The organism is Tabrizicola sp., from assembly GCF_041919135.1.
Lineage (GTDB): Bacteria > Pseudomonadota > Alphaproteobacteria > Rhodobacterales > Rhodobacteraceae > Tabrizicola.
On sequence record NZ_JAYRUJ010000035.1, the window covers coordinates 1 to 17,917 of the forward strand.

General features: G+C 68.1%; 17 protein-coding genes. 11 read left to right on the plus strand and 6 right to left on the minus strand.

Features of this window, described 5'->3' with window-relative positions; genetic code table 11:
- From ACE3UA_RS17155 to ACE3UA_RS17180, 6 genes are all read left to right on the plus strand, one after another.
- Window positions 1-977: PP2C family serine/threonine-protein phosphatase (locus ACE3UA_RS17155; RefSeq protein WP_374647318.1), on the plus strand; the 977-nt coding region annotated here is incomplete at its 5' end.
- A 3-nt stretch (window positions 978-980) separates the two neighbouring features.
- Window positions 981-3,212, plus strand: coding sequence for a hypothetical protein (locus ACE3UA_RS17160; RefSeq protein ID WP_374647320.1), 2,232 nt, complete (start codon window positions 981-983; stop codon window positions 3,210-3,212).
- A 194-nt stretch (window positions 3,213-3,406) separates the two neighbouring features.
- Window positions 3,407-5,428, plus strand: coding sequence for a dynamin family protein (locus ACE3UA_RS17165; protein WP_374647322.1), 2,022 nt, complete (start codon window positions 3,407-3,409; stop codon window positions 5,426-5,428).
- A 31-nt stretch (window positions 5,429-5,459) separates the two neighbouring features.
- Window positions 5,460-6,392 (plus strand): dynamin family protein, encoded by a 933-nt coding sequence (locus tag ACE3UA_RS17170; protein ID WP_374647324.1) that lies wholly within the window; start codon window positions 5,460-5,462, stop codon window positions 6,390-6,392.
- Between the two features lie 3 nt (window positions 6,393-6,395).
- Complete coding sequence (locus tag ACE3UA_RS17175; RefSeq protein ID WP_374647326.1) at window positions 6,396-6,767, plus strand: hypothetical protein; 372 nt, start codon at window positions 6,396-6,398, stop codon at window positions 6,765-6,767.
- A gap of 34 nt (window positions 6,768-6,801) precedes the next feature.
- The gene (locus tag ACE3UA_RS17180; RefSeq protein WP_374647328.1) at window positions 6,802-7,659 is read left to right on the plus strand and encodes a hypothetical protein; all 858 of its coding nucleotides are present in this window, start codon (window positions 6,802-6,804) and stop codon (window positions 7,657-7,659) included.
- Here ACE3UA_RS17180 and ACE3UA_RS17185 read toward each other — a convergent pair.
- The 6 genes from ACE3UA_RS17185 to ACE3UA_RS17210 form a co-directional block, all read right to left on the minus strand.
- Window positions 7,656-8,654 (minus strand): ABC transporter ATP-binding protein, encoded by a 999-nt coding sequence (locus ACE3UA_RS17185; RefSeq protein WP_374647330.1) that lies wholly within the window; start codon window positions 8,652-8,654, stop codon window positions 7,656-7,658. The genes ACE3UA_RS17180 and ACE3UA_RS17185 overlap by 4 nt on opposite strands.
- An 8-nt stretch (window positions 8,655-8,662) precedes the next feature.
- Window positions 8,663-9,685, minus strand: a complete 1,023-nt coding sequence (locus ACE3UA_RS17190; RefSeq protein WP_374647332.1) for a Gfo/Idh/MocA family protein — start codon at window positions 9,683-9,685, stop codon at window positions 8,663-8,665.
- Complete coding sequence (locus tag ACE3UA_RS17195) at window positions 9,682-10,518, minus strand: carbohydrate ABC transporter permease (RefSeq protein WP_374647335.1); 837 nt, start codon at window positions 10,516-10,518, stop codon at window positions 9,682-9,684. Before ACE3UA_RS17195 ends, ACE3UA_RS17190 begins: the two co-directional genes overlap by 4 nt.
- Window positions 10,518-11,438: a carbohydrate ABC transporter permease gene (locus ACE3UA_RS17200; protein ID WP_374647337.1), complete on the minus strand. Its 921-nt coding sequence runs from the start codon at window positions 11,436-11,438 to the stop codon at window positions 10,518-10,520. Before ACE3UA_RS17200 ends, ACE3UA_RS17195 begins: the two co-directional genes overlap by 1 nt.
- An 81-nt stretch (window positions 11,439-11,519) precedes the next feature.
- Window positions 11,520-12,770, minus strand: coding sequence for an ABC transporter substrate-binding protein (locus ACE3UA_RS17205; protein ID WP_374647339.1), 1,251 nt, complete (start codon window positions 12,768-12,770; stop codon window positions 11,520-11,522).
- 39 nt (window positions 12,771-12,809) lie between these two features.
- The gene (locus ACE3UA_RS17210; RefSeq protein WP_374647342.1) at window positions 12,810-13,694 is read right to left on the minus strand and encodes an N-acetylmuramic acid 6-phosphate etherase; all 885 of its coding nucleotides are present in this window, start codon (window positions 13,692-13,694) and stop codon (window positions 12,810-12,812) included.
- A gap of 151 nt (window positions 13,695-13,845) precedes the next feature.
- Here ACE3UA_RS17210 and ACE3UA_RS17215 point away from each other — a divergent pair, with 151 nt between their 5' ends.
- The 5 genes from ACE3UA_RS17215 to ACE3UA_RS17235 form a co-directional block, all read left to right on the plus strand.
- On the plus strand, window positions 13,846-14,694 hold the full coding sequence (locus ACE3UA_RS17215) for a BadF/BadG/BcrA/BcrD ATPase family protein (protein ID WP_374647344.1): 849 nt from the start codon (window positions 13,846-13,848) through the stop codon (window positions 14,692-14,694).
- Window positions 14,694-15,461: a GntR family transcriptional regulator gene (locus ACE3UA_RS17220; protein ID WP_374647346.1), complete on the plus strand. Its 768-nt coding sequence runs from the start codon at window positions 14,694-14,696 to the stop codon at window positions 15,459-15,461. Before ACE3UA_RS17215 ends, ACE3UA_RS17220 begins: the two co-directional genes overlap by 1 nt.
- Window positions 15,458-16,483, plus strand: a complete 1,026-nt coding sequence (locus tag ACE3UA_RS17225) for an SIS domain-containing protein (RefSeq protein WP_374647348.1) — start codon at window positions 15,458-15,460, stop codon at window positions 16,481-16,483. The genes ACE3UA_RS17220 and ACE3UA_RS17225 overlap by 4 nt, the downstream gene beginning before the upstream one ends.
- Window positions 16,480-17,592 (plus strand): N-acetylglucosamine-6-phosphate deacetylase, encoded by a 1,113-nt coding sequence (gene nagA, locus ACE3UA_RS17230; RefSeq protein WP_374647350.1) that lies wholly within the window; start codon window positions 16,480-16,482, stop codon window positions 17,590-17,592. The genes ACE3UA_RS17225 and nagA overlap by 4 nt, the downstream gene beginning before the upstream one ends.
- A 103-nt stretch (window positions 17,593-17,695) precedes the next feature.
- Window positions 17,696-17,917, plus strand: a 222-nt coding sequence (locus ACE3UA_RS17235) for a flagellar motor protein MotB (RefSeq protein WP_374647352.1), incomplete at its 3' end; no start/stop codon positions are given.

Genomic DNA, 17,917 nt, shown 5'->3' on the forward strand with positions numbered 1-17,917 from the left:
GGGCCGAGGCCGGTTTCGTGGTGCTGGCCGACGGGATGGGCGGCCATGCGGCGGGGGACGTGGCCAGCAAGATCGTGCTGACCGAGGTCTATTCCGAGCTGAAGTTCCATTTCGCCGATGTCGAGGCCTTCGAGGCGCGGGCACCCGAGATCCTGCGCGGCGTGGCGGATCTTGCGAACGAGACCTTGCGCCAGCACAGCCGCAGCCACCCCGAGACGGCGGGGATGGGGGCGACGCTGGTGGTCCCGGCGCTGGTCGAGAACCGGCTGTGGTGGATCTCGGTCGGCGATTCGCCCCTGTTCCTGTTCCGGGGCGGCCGGCTTGCCCAGCTGAACGAGGATCACTCGATGGCGCCGCAGATCGACTTCATGGTGAAGTCGGGCCTGATGGATGCCGGGGTGGCGGCGAACCATCCCGACCGCAACTGCCTGATCTCGGTGCTGATGGGCGGCCGGATCCCGAAGATCGACTGCCCGGCTCGGCCGCTGGAGCTGAAGGCGGGGGATATCGTGATCTGCGCCTCGGATGGGTTGCAGTTCCTGACCGATGCGCAGATCGAAAAGCTGCTGCACAGGTACCGCAAGAGCCGCTCGACCGAGATCGCCGAGCGGCTGCTGGAGGAGCTGACCCGGCTGGGCGACCCGGACCAGGACAACATCAGCTTCACCGTCATCAAGGTGAACGACGCCAGCAGCCGCCCGAAACAGGACCTCGCCCGCCCCTCGATGGCCATCACCCGCCCGAAACGCCTGACAACGCTGGCGACCGAGCCGATCTTCGTCCACAAGCCGCCAAGGACGCTCGCACCGCCCGCCGAACCGCCGCAGCCGGAACCGCCGCCGCTGAAGGATGGCAAGGCCCGGGCCGAGGAGGCGCGGGCCACACCGCGGCGGGTGGTGATCGAGACGATGGACAAAGATGTGGAAGATCTCGCACCTGTGCGCTTGCGGCCGAAGCGGGTGATCGTCATAAAGTAGACCATGGCAGAAGCAGTCGGAGAAATGACGGTCGCGCAGCGGCTTGGTGTTCTTTTGGACCGGGGCCTGCTGGCTGCTGGCGGACCGGCGGAAGCGGCCGAGCGGCTGATCGAACGGCTGGAGCGCCCGGCGCGGGTGGCGCTTCTGGGCCTGCCCGGTGCGGGCAAGTCGGCGATCCTGAACCTGCTGGCCGGAACCGTGGTCGTGCCCGAGACGCTGCGGCTGCCGACGATCGTGGTGCAGCACGGGCCCGAGGCGCGGATGATCTGCACCCTGGCCGACGGGCACAACGAGGTGATCCCCGGCAGCAACCTGTCCGAAGTGCTGCATCTGGCCCCGGCACTGGTGACGCTGGAGCTGGACCTGCCGGCGCTGAAGGTGATCACGCTGCTGGAAGTCTCGGCCGGCCCGATGGAGGCCGAGCAGCGCCGCGCGACGGCCTGGGCGCAGAAGCGGGCGGATATCGTGATCTGGTGCACGACCTCCTACCTGCCGAAGGAGCAGGTGGTCTGGGAGGACATGCCGGATGTGATGAAGGACAACGGTTTCCTGTTCCTGACCAAGGTCGACCTCTTGGGCGGGCGCGAGGCGGCGCAGGGGATGCTGGAACGGGTCGAGCTGCGCGCGGGGGAGGATTTCCGCCAGGTGCTGGCGATCTCGGCCAAGCACGCGCGGCAGGCGATGCAGGCTCCGGGCGGGCTGGACCGCGACCTGTTCCGCGACAGTGGCGCGGGTGCGGTGATCACGGCGATCAAGACCCGGGTGCAGATGGCGCGGCAGGCCGACATGGACATGGCCGAGCTGCTGCTGGCCCGCCATGTCGAAGCCAGCGAAATGGTGGCGCGCCGCTTCGCCGAGGTGGGCGAGGCCGCGCCACAGGAGCGGGTTCCGCCGCCCGAGGACATCGCCCCGCCCGAGGCGGAGGAGCCGACCGTGCCGGCAATGCCGGAGACGGTTTCGGAAGTGCCCGAACCTGCGCCGGCCACCGCTCCGAGGGCAGAGGTTGCGGCGCCGAAAGAGGAGACTCCGCCGGACGCCGCCCCCGAAGGCGCGCCGGATGAGGCGGGGCGCAGGCGGTTCGCGGACCGGATGAAGCAGGCGTCGGCCGAGGGGACTTCGTCGCAGATGCCGTTGCGGACGACCTGGAAATCCAAGGCCGGGATGGCCGCACCGCCGCCCGCCCCGGAACCCGAGCCCACGCCGGTCGCGGCACAGCCTGAGCCGGTGGTGGAAGAACCCGCGCCGGTGGCGGAGCCGGAGCCGGTCCCTGAACCCGAACCCGCAATCGAACCCGAACCGGCCCCTGCGCCCGAACCCGAAGCCGCAGCCGGGCCTGCGCAGGTCGAAACGGATGAGCAGCGGATCGCGCGGATGATCGCGGCGGCTGCGGCCATGGCCCAGCGCGCCCCGCGCGAGCGGAAACCGCGCGACGGGATCCGGCCGGCCGCGCCGGCCGCCGCCCCGGCGGAAGGCGGCGATACGCGCCCCCGGCTGTTCGGCGCGCCCCGCCCGGGGCTGGAGCCGGGTACGCCCCTGCCCGACCTGTCCTCGCTGCGCGCCCGGCCGGAGGAGATGATCCCGCCGGAAGCGGCCGCCGAGGAAGAAGCGCCGGTCGTGGAACCGCCCGAGCCCGAACCCGCCCCGCCGCCGGCCGCCCGCCTGCGGGTGACGGAGAGAACCCCGCGCGAACGGGTCGCGACGCCGCCGATCACCAATGTGCCGACCATGGCCCCGCGCGACGCCGGGCCGCCGCCGCCCCGCGTCGCGCGGGAGCGTATCCCGGTCGCGCCGGTGACCCCTGTGCCGCCGGAGGCCCCGCCGGCCGAGCCCGCGGCCTCGCGGCGGGAGCGGACCCGGATTGCCGTCCGCGCCCCCTCTGCGCCGGTGACGGCCCCGGCCGCGCCTGCGCCGGTCCCGGCAAGTGACCGGGGGCTGCTGGCCCAGGCGATCGACCTGATCGTCGCCCGCTCGGCCGAACTTGCGGCCGAGGTGGACCCCGAGGCAAAGGTGCCGGTCGACCTGGTGCTGGACCATGGCCGCGAGACGGTCGAGCGGCTGCAGGCGATCCTGTCGCGCGGCGCCTCGCCGGGAATGCGCCGAATCACGGGGGATCTTGGCGAGATCCAGGATCTCATCATGCTGATGCAGCTGGAGAAGGGTCATGCGCCCGCAGATGATGCGCTGACCCTGCTTCTTCAACTTAAGCGTGAACTGGAAACATTGGGCGCGGCTTGACCTTATTATTGACCGAAGAATCGTCTAAAACGTGCCCCAATGGGACCACTTTCCAAACTTATGTCATGATCGCGGGGACTTACGACTTTGCGTGTGCCATATAGGTGGTTCTGTACGGAACTGGTGGGGTGATCATGGGACTTGGCGCGGTAGTGCAAGATGATGATCCGGTTGCAGAACCTGGCGTTCCCGAGGTGCAGGATGCTCTGGCCCCCGACGTTGCGCTGAGGCGCAGCTTCCCGGGCCTGGGCCGGATTGCCGAGTCGATCACCCGATTCGAGGATGTGCTGCGCGATTTCGTGACGATGTCGGACGCCGACACGTCGAAGAAGGTCACGCGCATCCAGCAACAGGTGCGCGAGGTCGAGCCTTCGGTCACCGTGATCGGGCAGATCAAGGCGGGCAAGACCTCGCTGATCAACGCGATGATCGGGGCGCCCGGCCTGTTGCCGACCGACGTGAACCCCTGGACCTCGGTGGTGACGTCGCTGCATATCAACACCCCCACGCCCGAGCTGAACGTGCGGGCGAAGTTCAAGTTCTTCGACCATGCCGAATGGGACAAGCTGATCTCGAACGGCGGAAGGATCGGCCAGCTGGCGGCCCGCGCCGGTGCGGATGACGAGCTGGAGAAGCTGCGCCTGCAGGTCGTCGCCATGCGCGAGAAGGCGCAGGCGCGGCTGGGTCGCAAGTTCGAGCTGCTGCTCGGCACCGAACACCGCTACGGCACGGTCGATGACGCGCTGCTGCGCCGCTATGTCTGCGTCGGCGACGAGGATGCGGCGGGGGCCGATCAGGGCCGGTTCACCGACATCACCAAGTCGGCCGACCTGTATATCGAGCGCGACGACATCCCGGTCATGCTCTGCGTGCGCGACACGCCCGGCGTGAACGACACCTTCATGATGCGCGAGCAGATCACGATCAACGCGGTCCGCGACAGCCGGTCGTGCATCGTCGTGCTCTCGGCGCACCAGGCGCTGACCACGATGGACATGGCGCTGATCCGCCTGATCGCGCACCGCCAGTCGCGCGAGATCATCATCTTCGTCAACCGGATCGACGAACTGCCCGACCCGGCCAACCAGGTGCCCGAGATCCATCGCGCGATCCTGGAGACGCTGGAGAAGAACAACGCGCCGCAGGACATCGACATCATCTATGGCTCGGCCCATTGGGCCAATGCGGTGCTGGAAGGCAAGATCGACGAGATGACCGACGACTCGACCGAGTCGGCGATCAACTGGACCCGCGCCGCCTTTGCCGACAAGATGGACGAATGGTCGGCCGAACAGCTGGTCTGGCATGCCTCGGGCGTGCCGGCGCTGCTGGATGCGCTGGGGCAGCGGATGTACGAGGGCCCGGTGCATGAGGCCCTGCAGAAATCGGCCCGGCAGGCGCTGAACCTGGCGCAGTCGCTGGACGTCGTGGACCAGGTCCGCATCCTGGAGTCGGACGGTCAGCTGAACCGGACCATGACGCCGGAACAGCTGGACGCCGAGCTGCGCAAGATCGAGGCCGCGGCGGTCGAGAAGCTGACCGTGCTGACCGATTCCGCCTGCAAGGATTTCACCAACCGCATCGACCAGAGCTATGAACGCTTCCTGGACCGGGCGACCAACAGCCTGATCGAGCATCTGCAGACCAATGGCGAGGATGCGACCTGGCATTACAGCCCGCTGGGGCTGCGGATGCTGCTCAGTTCCAGCTATCAGGTCGTGCTGAAGAAGATGCACGGCATCGCGGCCGAGGTGAACAACGAGACCGCGGTCAGGATCGCCGAGCTTTACGGCAAGACCTTCTCGATCACGGTCGAGGGCTTCAGGATCGAGACGCCGGTCGTCTCCTACATCCCGCCGCCGATCAACCTGGGCCAGACCATCGCGCTGGACCTGCAGGTCAGCTGGTGGAAGGGCTGGTGGCAGCGCCGCCGGGGCTACAAGGCCTTTGCCCAGGATTTCAACAAGTTGATCCGGGCGGAAACCGACCCGATCATCAACGACCTGAAGACGATCCAGATCGGCCTGTTCCGCGAACGGACCCAGCATACCCTGCGCGACTTCCTGCAGGAACAGCGCGAACTGCTGACAAGCGCGCTGGCCAGTTCGGAAATCTCGATGGAGGAGATGAAGGAACTGTTCGGCGTGAATGCCTGGGAGGACCGGCAGGAATGCCTGGCCTCGATCATGGACGAACTTGGCGTCTATGCCGATTGAGCCCGGCCTGGACACGGAAGGATCCTGAAGCATGCCCCTCACCCGCAAACCCCGCCTCGCCATCATGGGCGAGTTCAGCTCGGGAAAGAGTACGCTCTGCAACGTGCTGATGGGCGCGCGGCCGCTCCTGGAGAAGGTGACGGCCACGCAACTGCCGCCGGTCTGGCTGTCCTACGGGCCGGAGGATGCCTATACGATGGGGCTGGACGGACAGGCCTACGAGCTGGATCTCGCGGACCTGGAGCGGGTCAGCCTGGAGACGACCGAGCATGTCCGCATCTTCATGAAAAGCGACATCCTGCGCTATACCGACCTGATCGACATGCCGGGGATCAGCGACCCCTCGATGTCGCCCGAGGTCTGGGAGCGGATGGCGCATCTGGCGGATGGCGTCCTGTGGTGCACCCATGCGACCCAGGCCTGGCGGCAGTCGGAAAGCGGGGTCTGGAACAGCTTCCCGGCCGAGATGCGGCGGAGCAGCCTGCTTCTGGTCACGCGCTTCGACAAGATCCTGGGCGACAGCGACAAGGCCAAGGTGCTGAAGCGGGTCCGGCAAGAGACCGAGGGGCTTTTCGCCGAAGTCTTCCCGATGTCGCTGATGCAGGCGATGACCGCCGGGGATGATGAGGCCAGGTGGCAGGACAGCGGCGCGCAGGATTTTACCGGCGCACTTTTCGACCTGATCCACCGCATCATCGACGAAGGCTATCCCGAGCCCGGCGAGGAAGGGATGCCCGCGGTCCGCCCGGATGACGCCGATACCGCCGAAGTCGGGCAAAGCCTGATCGCCCGCACCTTCGAACGGAAGATGGCGATCCGCAACACGCCGGTCGTGCGGGTCGCCCCGCGCCGGGTGGCCAATACCGGCGAGCGCCTGTTGCGGACCGAGCGGCCAGCGGCCGAGACTGCACCGACGGTGGTGTCCTTCTCGGACATGCTTGCCACCGCTGCCAAGGGCTCGTGACGGGTGGCGGTCAGCGACCATCTTGGCGCCGTGGTGAAAGCCTATCCGCAGGCGCGGATCGTGGCCTTTGCCGACCTGTCCTCGCGGATGGTGCTGGCCAGCCATGGCAACCAGGCGGTGACGCAAGAGAAGCTGGACGCGCTGTGCGAACAGGCGCGGATCGCCTTTGACGATCCGCTGTTCTCGCTGTCGGTCGAAGCCTTCGGCGAACCTCATGCCGCGATGGTGATGGCGCTGGACGGGGTGCAGGTCTTCCTGCGCTCGGAAAGCGAGCCGGCCGATGCGCTGGTCTGCGTCTGCGATCAGACCATTGACCTTCCCGGATTTGTGGCGAAAATCCGTGAAACGCTAGAGAAGATCACGGCAGGCACATGACGGCAGCCGGATCTGGCCTGAACCGGATACGAGATTGAACAGGGGCACCCTTCCGATCGTGGCGCGCCTGACGGCGTTGCAGACCCCCGCGCGGCTGGCGTCCGGCGGCGCGCGTGTGGTGGCCGAGATCGACCATCGCAATGCCCTGGCCGCCATCCTGCGCGAGGTGAACGAGACCGTCCTCGCCCGGTCGCTGTGCTTTGAATCCGGTTCCGGCAGCAGCCTGACGCTGGAGGTCGCGGGCCGCCGCGTGCTGCGCCTGACCGCCGCGACCGGAATTGCCGGGGCCGAGTCCTGCCTGGCCGCCCCGGTGCTGGACGATGAGCACAAGGATGCGCTGATCAAGCTGCTGCAGGCCCTGGCCGCCCCGCGCAGCGAGCTGCGGGTGATCTCCGCCCCGCCCGGGCGCGGGTCGGACGGGGTCAGCGTCGGCCTGCCGGTGGCGCTTCTGGCGGATCTCTGCCTGATCGAGTTGAACGATACCGGAGAGGCCGGGGAGCCGGAGCCCGTGGCAGGGCCGCCCGCGCCCGAGCCCGCAGTCGAGGTCGAGGCCGGGGATGAGACTTTCCTTGTGCGCTTCGCTGCGCGCATGGGCCCGACACTGACCGCCTGGCTGATCGACGGCGGAAGCCGGGACGGCAAGAGCGACGGCCCCGAGGAGATGGTCTCGCATCTGCGTGGCTTCCTTGACGACGAGAGCGAGAGCGTCGCGCGGCAGCTGGACCTGGTCTCGATGGTTCCGGCCGGGCCGGTCTGCATCGTGCTGGGCGCCGCGCTGAGCGAGGGGCACAGCATCCTCTGCGCCCGCGCCGAGGGCGGCATCCTGCTTGGGGTGATCGAGGGCGACGCGACCCAGAGCCTGCTGGCCGCCTGGAACGCCGCCCGCGGCTAGGCCCGGCGCTGCCCGGCAGGGTCGAACTCGAACATGCGCTCGCGGTGCAGGGTCAGGTGGACCGTTTCATCGACGCTATAGTCATGTTCGCCGAACAGCCGCACGGTCAGCATCCCGTGCTGCGGGTGGCGGGCATAGACCAGTGTCTCGCCGCCCAGCTTCTCGATATGGCTGACCGTGGCCGGAATCTCGCCGGTGTCGCGCGAGATCGCCAGATGCTCGGGACGGATGCCGACCTTGCCCGGCGCAAGGTCCAGCGCGGTGGCATCAAGGAAGTTCATCTGCGGACTGCCGATGAAGCCCGCGACAAAGGTGTTGGCGGGGTTGTTGTACAGCTCCATCGGGCTGCCGACCTGCTCGATCCGCCCGGCGCGCATCACGACGATGCGGTGGGCCAGGGTCATCGCCTCGATCTGGTCGTGGGTGACATAGATCATCGTGGTCTTCAGCTCGCGGTGGAGGCGCGCGATCTCGATCCTTGTGGCCACCCGCAGCGCCGCGTCCAGGTTCGAGAGCGGCTCGTCGAACAGGAACAGCTTGGGCCGGCGGACGATGGCGCGGCCGATGGCGACGCGCTGGCGCTGGCCGCCGGAAAGCTCGGCCGGGCGGCGCGCCATCAGCGGCTCAAGCTCCAGCATCGCGGCGGCGTGGTCGGTGGCGGCGATGATCTCGGACCGCGAGGCCCCGGCCTGTTTCAACGCCAGGCCCATGTTGTCGCGCACGCTGAGATGCGGGTAAAGCGCATAGGTCTGGAACACCATCGCCAGCTCGCGCCGGGCCGGGGCAAGGTCGTTGACCCGCCGCCCGTCCAGCAGGATATCGCCGCCGGTCGTGTCCTCCAGCCCGGCGATCATCCGCAGGAGGGTGGACTTGCCGCAGCCCGAGGGGCCGACGAAGACGCAGAACTCACCCGCGTTCACGGTCAGGTCGACGCCCTTGATCACCTCGGTCTTGCCGAAGTTCTTGGTGACGCCTCTCAGCTCCAGTGCGCCCATGGCACCCCCTACAGTTTCACGGGCTTGCCGGAGCGGACGCTTTCGTCGGCGGCAAGACAGATGGCAAGCGACTGGACGGCATCTTCCATGTGCCGGCTCAGGTCGAGATCCTCGGTGATCGCGCGGGCGACAAAGGCCTGCTCGCGCTCGCACAACTCCTGGTGGCCGGGTTCGTCGGCCATGGACAGGTCCTGGTCGGGCTGGCCGACGCGATGGACGCGGATCGTCTGGGTCGCGGTATGGGTCGAGTGGTCGTCCGACCGCGCGTTTTCCGGCATCTTGATCGACACCGCGCCCCGGGGGCTGACCACATCCTTCACGAAGAAGGCGGTGTCCGACATCATCGGGCCCCAGCCCGCCTCATACCAGCCGACGGAGCCATCGTCGAACAGCACCTGGAAATGGCCGTAGTTATACATATCGGGCGCGATCTCATCGCTCAGGCGCAAACCCATGCCGCGCACCTCGACCGGCCTGGCATCGGTGATCTGGCACATCACGTCGACATAATGCACCCCGCAATCGACCAGCGGCGAGGTGGTCCGCATCAGGGTCTTGTGAACCTCCCAGGTCGGGCCCGAGGACTGCTGGTTCAGGTTCAGCCGAAAGACATAGGGCCCGCCCAAGCTGCGCGCCTCGGCGATCAGCCGCATCCATGAGGGATGATGGCGCAGGATATAGCCGACGACGACCTTCTTGCCGTTCGCCTTGGCGCAGTCGACCACCCGGCGCGCGTCTTTCACGGTCGTCGCGAGGGGTTTTTCGACAAAGACATGCGCCCCCGCCTCCATCGCGGCCACGGCATAACCAGCATGGCTGTCGGAATAGGTCGAGACGTTCACGAGGTCCGGCTTCAGCCGATGCAGGGCGGCGTGAAACTCGGGCTCGATGGCGTAGCCGTCCAGCGCCGGGTCCAGTTTCGGCGTCGAGCGGTTGACGAGGCCGACCAGATCGAAGGCCGGGTTGCGGTGATAGGCCAGGGCGTGACTGCGGCCCATGGTGCCCAGTCCGGCGACCATGACACGGATCATTTGACGGCTCCTGCGGTGATCCCGCGGATCAGTTGCCGCGAGAAGATGAGATAGAGGACCAGCACCGGCACGATGGCCAGCGACAGCGCGGCGAGGACGGCGTTCCAGTTGGTGACGAACTGCCCGATGAAGACCTGCGCGCCAAGGGTGACGGTCTTGGTATGCTCGGCCGGGGCCAGGATCAGCGGGAACCAGAGGTCGTTCCAGATCGGGATCATGGTGAAGACGGCGACCGTCGCCATGGCGGGGCGGACCAGCGGCAGGACCAGGCTGAAGAAGATGCGATATTCGGACAACCCGTCGATCCGCCCGGCGTTCTTCAGGTCGTCCGAGACCGATTTCATGAACTCGGCCAGGATGAAGATCGCCAGCGGCAGGCCCTGTGCCGTGTAGACCAGGATCAGCGCGGTCAGCGTGTTCACCAGACCCGAGGTGACCATCATCTCCAGGATCGCCACCGTGCCCAGCCGGATCGGGATCATGATCCCCAGCGCCAGGTAAAGGCCCATCAGCGTGTTGCCCTTGAAGCGGTATTCCGACAAGGCAAAGGCCGCCATGGCCCCGAACAGAAGCACGCAGAACAGGCTGGCGACGGTGACGATCAGGCTGTTCTGGAAATACAGGAAGAAGTCGCCCTGGTGCAGCACGGTCCTGTAGCCCACCAGGTCGAAGCTGCCGGGCAGGGGCAGGCCCAAGGGATCGGCAAAGATCGCCTTGCGCGACTTGAAGCTGTTGATGACGATGACGAAGACCGGGAACAGGGCAATCAGCGTGTAGGTCAGCAGCACCGCATGGGCCGCGATCGTCCGTCCGGTGGAAGCGCGCGCCTTCATCAGAACTGATACCTCCGCAGACGGGTCTGGATGCCGAACAGATAGATGCAGACCCCGACCAGGATGATCCCGAACATCGCCGTCGCGATCGCCGAGCCCATGTAGGGATCGCCCAGCTGCAGCTGGAAGCCGAAGAAGGTGCGGTAGAGGAAGGTGCCCAGGATGTCGGTGGCGAAATCCGGCCCCGCCAGCGCCCCCTGCGCGACATAGATCAGGTCGAAGGCGTTGAAGTTGCCGACGAAGGTCAGGATCGAGATGATCCCGACCGAGGGCAGGATCAGCGGCAGCTTGATCTTCCAGAACTGCGACCAGCCGGTGATGCCGTCCATCTCGGCGGCCTCGATCACGCCGTCGGGGATCGACAAGAGCGCGGCATAGATCAGCATCATCGGGATGCCGACGAACTGCCAGACCGAGACGAGCGCGAGGGCGGTCAGCGCATATTCCTCTTTCCCCAGCCAGGGCGCGAACAGGAACTTGAGGCCGACGGCATCCAGCATCCCCGGCGCAATGCCCCAGATCGGCGAGAGGATCAGCTTCCAGACGAAGCCGACGATCACGAAGCTGAGGATCGTGGGAATGAAGATCGCGGTGCGGTAGAACCCCGCCATCCGCAGGCGCGGGGTCGACAGGATCGCGGCCAGCGCGATGCCGATCGGGTTCTGGACCAGCATGTGGATCACGAAGAACCAGGTGTTGTTGCCCAGCGCGTTCCAGAAGGCATCCGACCAGACCGCATCGCCGAAAAGCGTGGCAAAGTTGCGCAATCCGACGAAGATCCGGGTCCCGGCCGCATCGTGGTTCATCAGCGACTGCGCCAGGGTGCCGAACAGGGGAATGATCATCAGGGCGGTGTAGACCAGCACCGCCGGGGCCAGGAACACGGCAATATGCCAGCGCACGGGCTTACGCGAAGCCATGTTCGTCCCCTTTCATGCTGGTGAGGATATCCCGCGGGGGGTCCGGGGGGCGCGAAGCCCCCCGGTTCCGGCGCCTCAGGCTTACTTCTGCGGCTCGTACCACGAGGCCAGGCCTTCCTGCAGGCGCTTGGCCGCGTCCTCGGGCGTCTCGGTGCCCTTGATCACGTTGGCGCTGGCGTTCCAGGTCTCGTTCTCGAGGTTCGGGGTGCCGCGCGACAGGATCTGGTAGGTCGAGCGGATCGTCGACTGGCACTTCTGCCGCCAGGAGACGAATTCCTGCGCCAGCGGGTCGGTCATCTCGACCGGGGTGGAGTTCAGGCTGAAGAAGCCCGGCAGCGCGTTGGCGTAAAGCGTCGCGAACTCGGGCGTGCCGACCCATTCCAGGAAGGTCTTGGCGGCCTCGGCGTTCGGCGACTTGGCGTTCATGCCGATGGCGATGTCGGTGTGGTCCGAGATATAGCAGGTGTCCCCGGCAGCGGCGACCGGCGGCGGGAAGGCGCCCATCTTGAAGGTCGCCTGGGTGTTGAAGCCCGAGATCTCCCACGAGCCGGCGGGATAGATCGCGGCGCGGCCGAGGGTGAACAGGTTCTGGCTGTCGGGATAGGTCTGCGCCTCGAACCCGTCGCCAAGATAGTCCTTCCACTTCGCCAGCTCGCGATAGGGGGCGACCCAGCCCTCGTCGGTCAGCTTCTGCTCGCCCTTGATCAGGGCCAGGCGGCCTTCCTCGCCCTTCCAGTAGTTCGGCCCGATGTTCTGATAGCCCATCGTGGCGGCTTCCCACTGGTCGTTGGTGCCCATCGCCATCGGGATATAGGTGCCGTCGGCCTTGATCTTGTCCAGCGCGGCGTAGAATTCCTCGTTCGTGGTCGGGACCGCGATGCCCAGCGCCTCGAAGGCGTCGGCGTTGTAGATGAAACCGTGGATCACCGAGGCCATCGGCACGCAGAAGGTCGCGGCGCCGTCATCGGTCTGCCAGGCCGACTTGGCCACCGGCGAGAAATTGGCCATCGCGGCAAGGTCGGTCAGGTCGGCAAGGTTGCCCTGGTTGAAAAGCTCGAGGCTGGCGTCGAAGGGGCGGCAGGTGATCAGGTCACCGGCCGAGCCCGCCTGCAGCTTGGAGTTCAGCACGGCATTGTATTCCGCCGGGGCCGAGGGCGAGAAGACCACCTTGATGCCGGGATGCGCTGCCTCGAACGCGGGGATGATGGTGTCCTGCCAGATGGTCAGGTCGTCGTTGCGCCAGCTTTCGATGGTCAGCGTCACGTCCTGCGCAAAGGCGGCGCTGCCCAGCAAGGTGCTGGTCAGAAGGGCCAGTTTAAGCGTCTTGGTCATCGCATTCTCCCTGTGTAGGCTTTCGCCAGTTGGTATTCTTCAGCTTTTCATGGCCTTGGCAAGGATGCCACCTGCGGCGGCCAGCCGCGCGCCGGCGCTTTCGGGCGAGGCGCCGCGCGCCACCAGGACGGCCGGTTTCACCGCGCCCCGGGTGCGGTTCAGCGCGACACGGGCGATCCCGGTGTCCACCCCCGCCACCCGCGCCACGATCCGCGCCGCCCGGTCGCGCAGCTTGGCATTGTCGGCGATCAGGTTGACCATCATCCCGTCATGGACATGGCCCAGTTCCACCCCGACCAGCACCGAGACCAGGTTCATCGCCACCTTCTGCGCCGTCGCCGCGCCAAGCCGGGTCGAGCCCGCCACGATCTCGGGCCCGGTCTCCAGCAGCACCGGCACATCGGCCGCCTGCAGAAGGGGCGATTCGGGGACATTGGCGATCCCCACCACCTTCGCCCCGGCCTTCGTCGCCCCGGCGGCCACCGCCAGCGTATAGGGCGTCGTGCCCGAGGCCGAGACGGCGATCAGCACGTCGCCCGAGCCCAGATCCGCGCGGGCCAGGTCGGCACCGGCCAGCGAAGGGTCATCCTCGACCCCGCCGGTCATCTTCAGCAGCGCATCCGCGCCGCCCGCGAACAGCATCGGCGTCCGCTCCGCCGGGATGCCGAAGGTTCCCAGCATCTCCAGGCAGTCGGCCAGCGCCATCAGGCCCGAGGAACCCGCCCCGGCATAGGCCAGCTTGCCCCCGGTCCGCAGGGCCTGGGCCGACATCCGTGCCGCCGCCGCAAGCTGCGGCAGCGCGGGGCCCACCGCCGCCAGAGCGGCCTGCTGCGCCGCCAGCGCGCGCGACAGCACCTGATCAGGAGGAACAAGATGCAGCCCCTCGGCCATCGGATGCAGCGCCTCGGTCGGACGGTCGGCCATGTGATTCCCCCTCGGGGTAAACAATGCCAAACTGATACCACTTGTAAAGTGTGTTCTTGTCTTCGCCATATTTCTCGGCTTTTTCGACTGTTTCCAGTTATCGCTTTCCAAATGGTCTTGTTTTGGTATTATTTTTGCGAAAGGGATTCGCATGGGCTTCTTCCTGGGCATAGACGGCGGGGGAACCGGCTGCCGCGCGGCGGTGGCGGATGCGTCCGGCCGCGTGCTGGGCGAGGGGGCGGCGGGTCCGGCGAACATCGCAAGCGACCTTGCGGGGGCGCGGGACAACATCCTCGCCGCCGCCACGCAGGCGCTGACCCGGGCGGTCGGCGCGGGGGCAGTCGCGGCCGAACTGCCCGCGCTGTCGGCCGGGCTTGGCCTGGCCGGGGCGAATGCCGCAGGCAAGGCCTCGGCCCTGCGCCGCGCCCTGCCCTTCGCCCGGATCAAGCTGGAAACCGACGCGATCGCCGCCGTGAAGGGCGCACTGGGCGACCGGGACGGGATCGTGGCGGCGCTTGGCACCGGATCGGTCTTTGCCGCCCAGGTCGGGGGCCGGATCCGCCAGGTCGGCGGCTGGGGCCTGGTCCTGGGGGATGAGGGCAGCGGGGCCTGGCTGGGACGCGAGGTCCTGCGGCAGGCATTGCTGGCGGCGGACGGGTTCCGCGCCGGCACGCCGCTTCTGCACGCGGTGCTGCAGAGCCACGGCGGGGCCGAGGGCGTGATCGCCTTCTCGCTTGCCGCCCGCCCGGCCGATTTCGCGCGACTGGCGCCGGAGGTTCTGGCTGCGGACGATCCCATCGCGCACGAACTCATCGCCATCGCGACGGCCGATGTCGCCCGGGCGATCCATCTTTTGCAGCATGACCCGCCCTTGCCGGTGACCTTCATCGGCGGGCTGGGGCCAAGCTATGCCGTCCGCCTGGGAAGCCGCTGGGAAATCCGCCCGGCGCAAGGTTCGGCGCTGGACGGCGCGCTGATCCTGGCGCGGGAGGCCGCGTGATGGAGGGGCTGTTCTCGCCCGAAGGCTTCGCGACCGGGGCCGGGCCGCTCTATCTGCAGCTGCAACGCCGGATCGCCGATGCGATGACGCGGGGCGTCCTGCCGCCCGGCGCCAGCCTGCCCGCCGAACGCGACATCGCGGCGATGACCGGCCTGTCGCGGGTGACCGTCCGCAAGGCGATCGAGGCGTTGGTGGCGCAGGGCGCGCTGGTGCAGCGGCGCGGCTCGGGCACCTTCGTCGCGCCGAGGGTGGAACGGCTGGAGCAGGCGCTCTCGCTCCTCACCTCGTTCACCGAGGACATGGCCCGGCGCGGCAAGTCGGTGGAATCCTTCTGGATCAGCCGTTCGGTCCAGTCGCCGACGCCCGAGGAGGTGATGGCGCTTGGCCTTGGCGCGGGCGACCGCGTGGCCCGGCTGGAACGGGTGCGCCGCTCGGACGGGGTGCCGCTGGCGATCGAGCGGGCCTCGCTCTCGACCCATGTGCTGCCGGACCCGGACCAGGTCGGAACCTCGCTTTACGCCTGGCTGGAGACCAGGGGCCAGCGCCCGGTCCGCGCGGTGCAACGCATCTCGGCCGCCAACCTCGGCCCCCGCGACGCCGAGTTGCTGGGCGTTACCGCCGGGGCTGCGGGGCTGCGGATCGAGCGGATCGGCTATCTGGCGAATGGCCGCGTGGTCGAGTTCACCCGCTCGCTTTACCGTGGCGATGCCTATGATTTTGCTGTCGAACTGAAACTTGCCCCTGATACGGAAAGGGCCCCCGGATGACCCAGTCGCACATGGCCCGCGAAGTGGCCGAGATCCCCGAGGCCGCGCGCCGCTTCCTCTCGCTTTCGGCCGAGGCCACGGCCCGCGCCGCCCAGGCGATGCGGGCGACCGACCCCGAGCTGGTCGTGACCGTCGCGCGCGGCTCTTCGGACCATGCGGCGACCTATCTGAAATATGCGATCGAGCTTTCGGCCGGGGTGCCCGTCGCCTCGGTCGGCCCGTCGCTCGCCTCGATCTATCGCCGCCCCTTGCGGATGGGGCGCGCAGCCTGCATCGGCATCTCGCAATCCGGGCAGGGTCCCGACACGGTCGAGATGATGCGCGCGGCCGCCGAGGGCGGCGCGCTGACGGTGGCGATCACCAACCATGCCGACAGCCCGCTGGCCCAGTCCTCGGCGCATTGCCTGGCCCTGCGCGCGGGGGTGGAGCAGAGCGTGGCGGCGACCAAGACCTTCGTCGCCTCGGTCCTCGCCGGGCTGGCGCTTCTGGCCGAGTGGCAGGAGGATGCCGAGCTGCATGCTGCCGTGGCGGGGCTGCCCGATGCCTTCGCGCGGGCGCTGGCGATGGACTGGTCCCCGCTTGCCGCGCGGCTGGCGCGGGCCCAGTCGCTGTTCGTGCTGGGGCGCGGCCCCGCCTTTGCCATCGCCTGCGAGGCCGCGCTGAAGTTCAAGGAAACCTGCGGCCTGCATGCCGAAAGCTTCTCGGCCGCCGAGGTGATGCACGGCCCCTCGGCCATCGTTCAGGCGCAGTTCCCGGTGCTGGCGCTGGGGGTGCAGGACGCCGCCCTGCCCCGGCTGGCCGAGACCGCGGCCCGGCTGGTGGAGCAGGGCGCCGATGTGTTCCTGACCGGGGCCGAGGTCGAGGGCGCGGTGCTCTTGCCCTCGGTGGGCGAGTTGCACCCGCTTTGCGCGCCGCTGGTCCTGACCGTTTCGTTCTACGCCTTCATCGAGGCCCTGGCCCGCCGCCGCGGCTTTGACCCCGACCTGCCCCCGCATCTGCGCAAGGTGACGCAAACGGTATGACAGCCCAGCTTTTCACCGGCGCTTCGGTCTTTGACGGCACGCGGATGCTGCCCGGCCCCCTGCGGGTCGAGGACGGGACCGTCACCGGCCCCGGTCCGGGCGCGGCGGTCCGGCTGGACGGCGGCTTCCTCGCGCCGGGCTTTCTGGACCTTCAGGTCAACGGCGCGGGCGGGCGGATGCTGGACGGGTCCTGTACCGCCGACTGGCTGGCCGGGATGTGCGACATCCACGCAGGCCTTGGCGCGACCGGCATCCTGCCCACGCTGATCACCGACACGCCCGAGGCGACCGCCCGCGTTCTTGCCGCCGGAGCCGAGGCTGCCCGGCGTGGCGTCCCCGGCTTCCTGGGTCTGCATCTGGAGGGCCCGCATCTGGACCCGCGCCGCAAGGGCGCGCATGATCCGGCGCTGATCCGGCCGATGACCGAGGCGGACCTTCTGGCGCTGCTGGAGGCGCGGGCCCGCCTGCCCTCGCTGATGGTGACGCTGGCGCCGGCCAGCGCGACCGCCGGGCAGATCGCTCGGCTGGCCGGGGCCGGGGTGATCGTCAGCCTTGGCCATTCCGACTGCAGCCATGCCGAAGCGGAGGTGGCCATCGCCGCCGGGGCCTCCTGCGCCACCCATCTCTTCAATGCGATGAGCCAGCTTGGCAACCGCGAGCCGGGCCTCGTCGGCGCCGCGCTGACCTCACCGATCCACGCCGGGCTGATCGCCGATGGCATCCATGTCGCCGCTCCGGCGATCCGCATCGCCATGGCCGCCAGCAACCGGCTGTTCCTGGTCTCGGACGCCATGGCCCCGGCCGGCAGCGACATCACCGAATTCACCCTGAACGGCCGCCGCATCCTGCGCCGCGACGGACGGCTCACGCTGGAGGACGGCACCCTGGCCGGGGCCGACCTGACCCTGCCGCAGGCGGTGGGGATGATGCTGCGTCTTGGCACCCCGCCCGAGGTCGCGCTGGCCATGGCCAGTTCGCGTCCCGCAGCCTGCCTGGGGCGTAGCGACCGGCTGGGCCACCTTCTGCCGGGCCGTGCGGCCGATATGGTGCATCTCGGGCCGGACGGCAGTCTGCGCGGCGTATGGCGGGGCGGCGAGCGGCTGCGGTGAATTGTGGCCCGGCCGCGGCCTTCCGTTAAAATCCAAGCGGTTAAGACGGCGTAAAGGCTGGGATGCTATCCCTGTTCCCGGGTGTGTAATCGGGTGATGTGGGATGGCAGGGCCAGGCAATGGCGCGCCAGTCATCATCAAGCGGAAGAAAGTCGTCGCGGGCGGCGGTCATCATGGCGGGGCCTGGAAAGTGGCCTATGCCGACTTCGTGACGGCCATGATGGCATTCTTCCTGTTGATGTGGCTGTTGAACGCGACGACGGAAAAGCAGCGCAAGGGGATTTCGGATTACTTCAATCCGACGATCCCGGTGAACCGCATCTCG

What these genes read in the sequence shown, in the direction of transcription:
- ACE3UA_RS17220 (WP_374647346.1), top strand. Translation starts at nt 14,694, where the DNA reads ATGGAGGGGCTGTTCTCGCCCGAAGGCTTCGCGACCGGGGCCGGGCCG.
- ACE3UA_RS17225 (WP_374647348.1), top strand. Translation starts at nt 15,458, where the DNA reads ATGACCCAGTCGCACATGGCCCGCGAAGTGGCCGAGATCCCCGAGGCC.
- ACE3UA_RS17190 (WP_374647332.1), bottom strand. Translation starts at nt 9,685, where the DNA reads ATGATCCGTGTCATGGTCGCCGGACTGGGCACCATGGGCCGCAGTCAC.
- nagA (WP_374647350.1), top strand. Translation starts at nt 16,480, where the DNA reads ATGACAGCCCAGCTTTTCACCGGCGCTTCGGTCTTTGACGGCACGCGG.
- ACE3UA_RS17170 (WP_374647324.1), top strand. Translation starts at nt 5,460, where the DNA reads ATGCCCCTCACCCGCAAACCCCGCCTCGCCATCATGGGCGAGTTCAGC.
- ACE3UA_RS17195 (WP_374647335.1), bottom strand. Translation starts at nt 10,518, where the DNA reads ATGAAGGCGCGCGCTTCCACCGGACGGACGATCGCGGCCCATGCGGTG.
- ACE3UA_RS17185 (WP_374647330.1), bottom strand. Translation starts at nt 8,654, where the DNA reads ATGGGCGCACTGGAGCTGAGAGGCGTCACCAAGAACTTCGGCAAGACC.
- ACE3UA_RS17160 (WP_374647320.1), top strand. Translation starts at nt 981, where the DNA reads ATGGCAGAAGCAGTCGGAGAAATGACGGTCGCGCAGCGGCTTGGTGTT.
- ACE3UA_RS17210 (WP_374647342.1), bottom strand. Translation starts at nt 13,694, where the DNA reads ATGGCCGACCGTCCGACCGAGGCGCTGCATCCGATGGCCGAGGGGCTG.
- ACE3UA_RS17215 (WP_374647344.1), top strand. Translation starts at nt 13,846, where the DNA reads ATGGGCTTCTTCCTGGGCATAGACGGCGGGGGAACCGGCTGCCGCGCG.
- ACE3UA_RS17205 (WP_374647339.1), bottom strand. Translation starts at nt 12,770, where the DNA reads ATGACCAAGACGCTTAAACTGGCCCTTCTGACCAGCACCTTGCTGGGC.
- ACE3UA_RS17200 (WP_374647337.1), bottom strand. Translation starts at nt 11,438, where the DNA reads ATGGCTTCGCGTAAGCCCGTGCGCTGGCATATTGCCGTGTTCCTGGCC.